This is a genomic window from Saccharopolyspora oryzae, from assembly GCF_027853915.1.
GTDB lineage: Bacteria > Actinomycetota > Actinomycetes > Mycobacteriales > Pseudonocardiaceae > Saccharopolyspora > Saccharopolyspora oryzae.
The window spans coordinates 1-8,282 of the sequence record NZ_JAQGLA010000151.1 but is presented as its reverse complement, the minus strand read 5'-3'; the positions used below and the strand labels follow the sequence as shown (position 1 = coordinate 8,282).

The following is an 8,282-nucleotide window of genomic DNA, read 5'->3' as shown; positions in this document are numbered from 1 at the left end:
AAGTCAATGGAAATCGGACCTCCGATTTCCATTGAATTTGCGGGGTGGGGTGGGCGGAGCGGTGCGAGACTGAGGTGCATGGATTCGTTGACCTTGCCGGAGGCGTTCGTCGTCCTGCTGCAGCGGGAGAACGGCTCGTACTACTCGACGTGCGATCACACCGGTGCCGCCGAGCTCGGTGAGCTGGTGCTGCAGCGCCGGGTTTCGTTCACCGGCAAGAAGATCCAGGTGGACGATCCGAGCCCCAGCGGTGTCGACTGGATCGACGAGGCCATCGCCCACCTGCAGCGCAAGGCCGGGCCGCGGGGCAAACCGGTCGCGGCGCCGACCTTCATCCAGAGCCGGCGCGGCGCACGCAAGCGGCACTGCGCCGCCCTGGCGGAGCGCGGGCTGATGCGGCACGAGCAGCGGACCGCGCTGTTCATCCCGTACGACAAGTACTTCCCGCACGAGGAGACGCGCAACGCGCTGATCGGCGAGCTGCGCTCGATCGCCCGCGACGAACGCGAACTGGACAACCGGTCGGCGCTGCTCGCGGCGCTGGTGCACGCCACCGGCCTGGTCCACCGCTTCGGTTTCGAACGCGCCGAGCGCAAGAGGCTGAAGGAGATCAGCAAGGGCGAAGCCCTCGGCAAAGCGGTCGAGCAGGTGATCGCGGCGGCGACCGCGGTGATCACCACCGCCGCCGTCACCACGACCATTTCCGCCGGGAGCAGCTGAACCGCGCACCTGCGCATCCTCGCGAGCAGCAGCGCCGCCGCGGGCTAGCCGTCGGGGAGCGGCGTCGGCAGGCCGGACGGGCATAGGATCTCGGCGTGGATCGTGTTGCCGTTTCGAAGACCGTTGACCGGGTGTGGGACGAATCCGTCCTGCCGAGCCTGTCGGAGCTGGTGGAGATCCCAGCAGTCTCCCCCGCCTTCGACGCCGACTGGGTCGAGTCCGGGCATCTCGACGCCGCCGTCGAGCACGTGCGCCGGTGGATCACCGCGCGCGGCATCGAAGGCGCCGAGATCGAGGTCGTCCGACTGCCCGAGCGCACCCCGCTGCTGCTGGTGGACATCCCGGCCACCGAAGGCGCGGCCGAGGGAACCGTGCTGCTCTACGGGCACCTCGACAAGCAGCCGCCGGTGGGCGGCTGGTCCGAAGGGCTGGGGCCGTGGACGCCGGTGGTCCGCGACGACCGGCTGTTCGGCCGCGGCGCGGCCGACGACGGGTACGCCGGGTACGCGGCGATCACCGCCATCGAGGCGGTTCGCGCGCACGGCGGCTCGCACGCGCGCTGCGTCGTGATGCTCGAGACCGGCGAGGAGTCCGGCAGCCCGGACCTGCCCGCCTACCTGGCGCACCTGTCCGAGCGGCTCGGCGACGTGTCGCTGGTGGTGTGCCTGGACTCCGGCGCCGGCGACTACGACCGGATGTGGCTGACGACCTCGCTGCGCGGCATGGCGACGGTGGAGGTCACCGTGCAGGTGCTGGACAGCGGTCTGCACTCCGGCATGGCCAGCGGCATCGTGCCCAGCTCGTTCCGCGTGCTGCGGCAGCTGCTGGACCGGCTCGAGGACTCCGCGACGGGCGAGGTCCTGGTGCCCGAGCTGAACGTGGCGATCCCGGAGAACCGGATCGCCGAGGCGCGCTCCGCGGTCGAGGCCGCGCCGGGCCTGATCCGCAACTCGGTGCCGTGGCCGGAGGGGCTGCGCCCGGTCGTCGAGGACGAGGTCGAGCTGGCGCTGAACAGCACCTGGCGCCCGACGCTGTCGATCACCGGCGCTTCCGGTCTGCCGGAACCGGCCGACGCGGGCAACGTCCTGCGGCCCTACACGACCGCGGTGCTCAGCTTCCGCCTGCCGCCGACCGCCGATCCGGCCGCTGCGCTGCGCGCGGTGCAGGAGAAGCTGTCCACCGACGTGCCCTACGGCGCGAAGGTGACCTTCGGGCACACCGAGGCCGGGCTGGGCTGGAACGCCCCCGAGCTCGCGCCGTGGCTGTCGACCGCGCTGGACCAGGCCGCTGACGAGGTGTTCGGCGCCGAGTGGCGGACGATGGGCCTCGGCGGCTCGATCCCGTTCATGGGCCTGCTGCAGGACGCCTACCCGGAGGCGCAGTTCGTGGTGACCGGCGCGCTCGGCCCGGACAGCAACGCGCACGTGCCGGACGAGAGCCTGAACCTGCCGTTCGCCGCGAAGATCACCTCGGCGATCTCCTACGTCCTGGACGCGCACGCCAACCGCTGATCCCGATCCCGGGGAGGGCGTGGTTCCACGTGGAACCACGCCCTCTCCGCGTCGGGTCGGAACGCTCCGGCGGAGCGGCACGGGGTATACCTGCAAGGTGCGCTCGGGAACCGGGTGAGCGCTGGTGGACAGGGGGTTTCGGGTGGTGGTCCGAGAACTCGTCGGGGTGGCCAAGAGCTACCGGGCGCGACCGGTGCTCCGGGGTGTCGATCTGTCGGTGACCGCGGGCGAGGTCGTCGGGATCGCGGGCACCAACGGTTCCGGGAAGTCCACGCTGCTGCGGATCCTCGCCGGGCTGTCCAGGCCGTCCGGCGGAACGACTTCCGGGAAGCCGCGCACCGGGTACGTGCCGGACCGGTTCCCCGCGCGGCAGCGGATGAGCGCGCTCTCCTACCTCTCCCGGCTCGGCCGGATCAGCGGACTGTCCAAAGCGGACTCCCGGCGCCGGGCCGGGGAGTGGCTGGAGCGGTTCGCGCTGACCGGGGGACCGGACACGCCGCTGCGCGACCTGTCGAAGGGCAACGCGCAGAAGGTCGGCCTGGCGCAGGCGCTGTTATGCGGACCTGAGCTGCTGGTGCTGGACGAACCGTGGTCCGGGCTGGACGCCGGCACCCGCTCGGTGCTCAACGACGTCATCGACGAGTTGGCGCTCGACGGCACCGCCGTGGTGTTCACCGACCACCGGCCGGACTTCGCGCGCGGCGAGTCCGTCCGATCGCACCTGCTCGTCGACGGGCGGCTCCAACCGCTCGACGCCGAGGCGGCGACCTGCCGAATCCTGTTGCGCGGTGGGGAGGACGCGGACTGGGCCGGTCGGCGCGGTGTGCTGTCGGTGCGGCACGGCGACGACCTGGAGCTGGAAGTGGCCGTGGCGGAACGGGAATCGGTCCTGTTCGAGGCGGTCCAGCGCTGCTGCGCGGTGATCGCGGTGGACTCGGAGGTGGGGAGCCGATGATCGCGCTGATCGGTTACCGGCTCGCCGAGCTCGGGCATTCGCAGCGCTACCTGCCGCCGGTTCTGCTCCACATAGGACTGATCGCGGTCCTCTACAGCGACAACACCGGGCCGGCGCTGCCCGGTTTCGCGGTGACCGCTGCCGCGCTGCTGGTGGTGTCGGGCTGGCTGACGATCGCGCTGGTCGACGTGGAGGACGTCGTGCAGCGCACGATCACCCGCGCGCACGCCGGCTCGGTGCACCGGGTGCTGGTCGGCACGGTGCTGACCGTGCTGTGCTGCGCAGCCGGGCTCTCCGCGCTGACCGTCGCCTGGTCGCAGGTGTCGTCCGGATTCGCCTACTCCGCAGCAGATCTCGGCACCGGGCTGCTCGGGAACCTGGTGTGCGCGGCGTTCGGCATCGCGATCGCGCTGCCGTGCTCGGGCCTGGTCGTCCGCCGGATCGGCTACACCGCGATCGCCGCGGCGGCGCTGTTCGCGGTCGTGCTGCTGGTCGAACAGCTCCCGCTCGCCCACCCGGTGGTGTTCGCGCTGAGCGCCGGGACGGTGCCGCCGGCACTGCTGGTCCAGTCGACGCTCACCGCGCTGGTCGCGCTGGTCGCCAGCACGCTCGGCGTCAGCGCCTGGGTGGTCCGCCGCTCCTGACTAGCGCTTCGGGATGAGCACCCAGAGGGCCAGGTAGATCAGGAACTGCGGTCCGGGGAGCAGGCAGGACAGCAGGAACAGGAGCCGGACGGTGAACGGCTTCATGCCGAACCGCTCGGCGAGCCCGGCGCACACGCCGGCGATCATCGCGCCCTCCTGCGGCCGGGCCAGGGACATCCGATAGGTCGTCATGCCTCCAGCATCCGCACCGGGGCCCGCTCCGGCGTCAGGGAAGAACCCCGAGTTCTCCCGGAGGCTCAGCCCGTTCTCCGGCGGAGGGCCAGGTCCGCGGGGTTGGGGAGGACGAAGCGGTCCTTGGCTCCGTCGAGGAATCCGCCGCACGGGTCGTCCAGGGCGTCATGCACCCGCTCCGGGCGGACCGCCAGGGTTGCGCGGACCTTGTCGAGGGCCGGGTTCAGGATCTCGCGGACGACCAGCACGCACAGCGCCACCACCACCGCGTCCCGGATCAGCACCGCGCCCAGGAACCAGCCTTCCGGCAGGCCCTTGTTGGCCGTGCCGAGGTAGTAGTACATCCGCGGCGCCCACACCGCCGCGTCGACGGCCATCCACGCCAGCAGCAACCGCCAGCGCGGGATCGCCAGCACCGCCAGCGGCACCAGCCACAGCGAGTACTGCGGGCTCCACACCTTGTTGGTCAGCAGGAACGCCGCCACCACCAGGAAGCACAGCTGCGCCAGCCGCGGCCGGGTCGGGGCGGCCAGCGCCAGCCAGCCGATCGCCGCGCAGGCCAGCAGGAACAGCGCGAGGCTCACCGCGTTGAGCACCGCCGGCGTCGCTCCGTTCTGCAGCACGCCGTCGAAACCGTCCCAGCCGGTGAAGTACATCAGCGCGTTGTACAGCGAGTCCGGGTCGGCCGGGCGCTCGTTGTTGAGCCGGAAGAACTCGCTCCAGCCGTCGGGGTAGAGCACCAGGACCGGCACGTTCACCGCCAGCCAGGCCAGCGCCGCGGCCAGCACCGCGCGCATCGCCTCCGAGACCTTCCCGGCCCGCCACGCCAGGACCAGCAGCGGTCCGAGGAAGAACAGCGGGTAGAGCTTGGCCGCCCCGCCGAGGCCGATCAGCACCCCGGCCAGCACCGGTCGGCGCCGCGACCAGGCGAGCAGGCCCGCGGTGCCCAGCGCGGTGGCGAGCGCGTCGAAGTTGGTGAAGGCGTGCACCAGGACGAGCGGTGACAGCGCGGCGATCGCGACGTCCCACACCCGCCTGCGGCACAGCAGGACCAGCGCCCAGATCGTCACCAGCCAGCCCGCGGCCAGCCAGAACGCGGTGAGGTTGAAGTACAGGACGCTGGTCAGACCGCCGGGCAGCAGACCGAGCCCGGCCAGCGTCGCCCACCCGTCGGCGGCCCGCGCGTTGATCCACTGGAAGACCCCGGTCAGCACCGGGTACTCCATGTACCGGACCTTCTCCTGCGGCGTGCCCGGCTTCTCCAACCACGCCGTCTTGTACGGGAACGCGTCGTCGGGCGCCAGGTCGCCCATCCCGTAGCGCGGGATGATGTCGGTGTAGCACATGGCGGTGTACTGCTTGTTGTTCCGCCAGTCCAGCTGCGGTCCGGCACTCGAGTCGTAAGTCATCTGGCAGGGCGCCTTGAACAGCCACGCGGCGGCCAGCACCAGGACCGCGAACAGCAGGACCACCCGCAGCGGCGTCCAGAACCACTGCCTGCCGAGCTGCGCGTGCCGCCCCAGCCGACCGCCGAAGGGGCGGCTGATCCGCTGCGCCAGCGGCTCCGACCAGGTCGGCGCGACGCGGTCGGCGGGGCCGAGCGAATCGCTGTCCACCGCCGAGTCCGGGCGCCGACCGGGGATCGGCGGATCAGTGCTGGCGGGCTCGGTCGAGGTGGACACGCCCGGATGCTACTTGGCCCGAAAACGCGGGAGGGGCACCCGCCACCGCGGATGCCCCTCGTGCGTGAACCGACCGTCAGCCGGAGCTGCCCGGCCCGTACGTCGGTGCGACGTTGTTGCCGTCACCGGTTCCGCTGTCACCGCCGCTGTCCGGCGGGCACGGCGGCTCGAACAGGCCACCGCAGTTCTTGCCCGGCTTCTCCTTGCTGGTCGTCGGGCGCTGGGACTCGCTCGGGTCCTGGGACTCGCTCGGGTTCTGCGATTCGCTCGGGTTCTGCGACTCGCTCGGCGGAGCGGTCTCCGACGGCGGCGGAGGCGGCAGCGGGATGTCCTCGAACTGCCCGATCGCGTCGCCCTTCGGGATCTGCTCCTGCTTCTTGCCCTTCAGGTAGGAGTTCATGAAGGTCTGCCACACCTTGGCCGGGTGCGAGCTGCCGTAGAAGCTCTTGCCCGAGGCGTCGCGCAGCGGCTTCGGGCCGCCTTCGTCGTTGAGCATGCCCACCGCAGCGGAGACCTGCGGCGTCCCGCCGACCATCCAGGCGTTGCGGTTCAGGTCCGTCGAACCCCACTGGTGGGTACCGGTCTTCGACCACACCGGTCGGCCGCCGTCCAGCGGGACCTTGCTGCTCGTCGCGACGTCCTTCATCGTCTGGGCGACGTTGTAGGCGATGTCCCGGCTCTTCTTCGCGTCGTCGCCGTAGGCCGGCTTCGGCTTCGGGATGTCCAGCTCGCGCGGACCGGTCTCGGAGCCGACCGCCTCGGTCACGAAGTGCGGCTTGACCCGCTGACCGCCGTTGACGAACGTTCCGTACGACGCGGCCATGTCCGCCGGCTGCACCGGGTACATGCCCAGCGCGATGCCCAGTTCGACGACGCCGTCGCGGTTCAGCACGGTCGAATCCGAGATGCCCGCTTGGTGCGCGACGTCGGCGACCTTGGGCGGCCCGACCTTGTTGGCCAGGTTGACGAACACCGTGTTGACCGACTTGGTCATCGCCTCGCGGACGCCGCAGCGATCCGGGATGTCGCACTTGACGCCGGGTGCGTTGCCGAACGTCGTGCCCGCGATGTCCTGCTTGTCGCTGCCGTCGTAGAACTCACCGATGCCGATGCCCTGCTCCAGTCCGGCCGCCACCACGAACGGCTTGAACGAGGAGCCCGGTTCCTGCGGCTTGCTGGCCCAGTCCAGGTCACCGTTGTTGCGCTTCGAACCGTAGTAGGCCAGGATCCCGCCGCTCTCCGGGTCGACCGCGACCAGCGAGGTCCGCAGCGACTCCGGCTGGCCGTCCATCTCGGAGTGGACGGCTTCCTCGGCCTTGCTCTGCGCGTCCGGATCGATGGTGGTCTTGATCCGGTAGCCGCCGCGGTACAGGTCGTCCTCGGACAACCCCTGCTCTCCCAGCTCCGCCCGGACGGCTTCCCAGATGGCGTCCTGCTCTGGGGTCAGCCGGGACTCCTTGCGCCCGTTCTCGCGCGGGAGCGTTTCCGGGTACTGGATGCTCTGCCGCTCACCGGGCTGGAGGAAACCGTTGTCCTCCATCCGGTCCATGACGTACTCCCAGCGCTTGCGGCCCTTCTCCGGGTCGAGGCCGGGGTCGTTGCTTCCGACGCCGCCCTTCCCGCCGTAGGGGGCCTGCACGACACCGGCGAGGATGGCCGACTCGGCGTCGTTGAGATCCTTCGGGTCCTTGCCGAAGTACGCCTTCGCCGCGGCCTTGAGGCCGTGCGTGCTGCGCCCGTAGCTGGCGGTGTTCATGTACGCCAGCATGATCTCGTCCTTGGACTTGCTGTTGGTCAGCTTGTACGCCAGCACGATCTCCTTGACCTTGCGGACGTAGACCGGGTCCTTCTCCATCTCCCCGTCGAGCTTGAGGAACTGCTGGGTGATGGTGGAACCGCCGCCGACACCGGAGCCGGTCAGCATGAAGTAGACCGACCGCGCGATGCCCTGGAAGCTGAAGCCGGGGTTGTCGCGGAACGACGCGTCCTCCGCGGCGATGGTGGCGTTCTGCATCGCCGGCGAGACCTCGCTGATGTTGTGCAGCACCTCGCGGGTGTTCTCGTTGGTGACGCGCGCCATCGGCTCGCCGTTGGCGTAGAGCAGGTCGACGGGCCGGTTCATGCCCATGACCTTCGCCTGGTCCGGCGGCTGCCACATGATGTAGCCGTAGATGAACACGGCGACCGGTAGCAGGACGGCCGCGGCGATGCCGACGTAGCAGGTGCGCCGCACCCGCCGCCAGAGCGTGGCGCGCTTGGCCCGGCGGGCGCTCATCTCGTCGTCCGGGTCGTCGCCGGACGGGCCGAAGTCGTCGAATCCGTCGTCGCCATCTCGATCATTCCCGTGCGGGGCGTCGGCGCGCCCGTCGTCGTAGTTGTCGTACGGGTCGTCGTCGGGTTCGGAGGCGTAGTAGTTGTAGGTGCCCTGGTCCTGGTGCGTGAGCAGCTGCGGCTCGCGGGAATTCCCGGCACCACCGGCGGCACCCATCGCGGCACCAGCGGCAGCACCAGCCGCACCGCCTGCGGCACCAGCTGCTCCAGCAGCACCTGCCGCACCAGCCCCGGCCGCACCTGCACC

General features: G+C 70.7%; 7 protein-coding genes. 4 read left to right on the top strand and 3 right to left on the bottom strand.

Going from position 1 to position 8,282, the window contains the following annotated elements; genetic code table 11:
- The first annotated feature begins 78 nt into the window (after positions 1-78).
- The 4 genes from OU415_RS37375 to OU415_RS37360 all read left to right on the top strand — a co-directional run bounded on the left by OU415_RS37375 (position 79) and on the right by OU415_RS37360 (position 3,830).
- Positions 79-720, top strand: a complete 642-nt coding sequence (locus OU415_RS37375) for a GOLPH3/VPS74 family protein (RefSeq protein WP_270954485.1) — start codon at positions 79-81, stop codon at positions 718-720.
- A 95-nt stretch (positions 721-815) separates the two neighbouring features.
- A complete protein-coding gene (locus tag OU415_RS37370; RefSeq protein ID WP_270954484.1) occupies positions 816-2,231 on the top strand; it encodes a M20/M25/M40 family metallo-hydrolase in 1,416 nt (471 codons plus the stop codon).
- A gap of 124 nt (positions 2,232-2,355) precedes the next feature.
- Positions 2,356-3,186: an ABC transporter ATP-binding protein gene (locus OU415_RS37365; RefSeq protein ID WP_408641999.1), complete on the top strand. Its 831-nt coding sequence runs from the start codon at positions 2,356-2,358 to the stop codon at positions 3,184-3,186.
- On the top strand, positions 3,183-3,830 hold the full coding sequence (locus OU415_RS37360; protein WP_270954483.1) for a hypothetical protein: 648 nt from the start codon (positions 3,183-3,185) through the stop codon (positions 3,828-3,830). Before OU415_RS37365 ends, OU415_RS37360 begins: the two co-directional genes overlap by 4 nt.
- Here OU415_RS37360 and OU415_RS37355 read toward each other — a convergent pair whose 3' ends face one another.
- The 3 genes from OU415_RS37355 to OU415_RS37345 form a co-directional block, all read right to left on the bottom strand.
- The gene (locus OU415_RS37355) at positions 3,831-4,022 is read right to left on the bottom strand and encodes a PspC domain-containing protein (RefSeq protein ID WP_270954480.1); all 192 of its coding nucleotides are present in this window, start codon (positions 4,020-4,022) and stop codon (positions 3,831-3,833) included.
- 65 nt (positions 4,023-4,087) lie between these two features.
- On the bottom strand, positions 4,088-5,704 hold the full coding sequence (locus OU415_RS37350) for a glycosyltransferase family 87 protein (RefSeq protein WP_408641998.1): 1,617 nt from the start codon (positions 5,702-5,704) through the stop codon (positions 4,088-4,090).
- A 76-nt stretch (positions 5,705-5,780) separates the two neighbouring features.
- Positions 5,781-8,282 (bottom strand): transglycosylase domain-containing protein (locus OU415_RS37345; protein WP_270954479.1); only part of this gene is annotated, 2,502 nt, incomplete at its 5' end.

Bases quoted from the DNA above. Each gene is read 5' to 3' on its own strand.
- OU415_RS37375 (WP_270954485.1), top strand. From the start codon at position 79: ATGGATTCGTTGACCTTGCCGGAGGCGTTCGTCGTCCTGCTGCAGCGG.
- OU415_RS37355 (WP_270954480.1), bottom strand. From the start codon at position 4,022: ATGACGACCTATCGGATGTCCCTGGCCCGGCCGCAGGAGGGCGCGATG.
- OU415_RS37360 (WP_270954483.1), top strand. From the start codon at position 3,183: ATGATCGCGCTGATCGGTTACCGGCTCGCCGAGCTCGGGCATTCGCAG.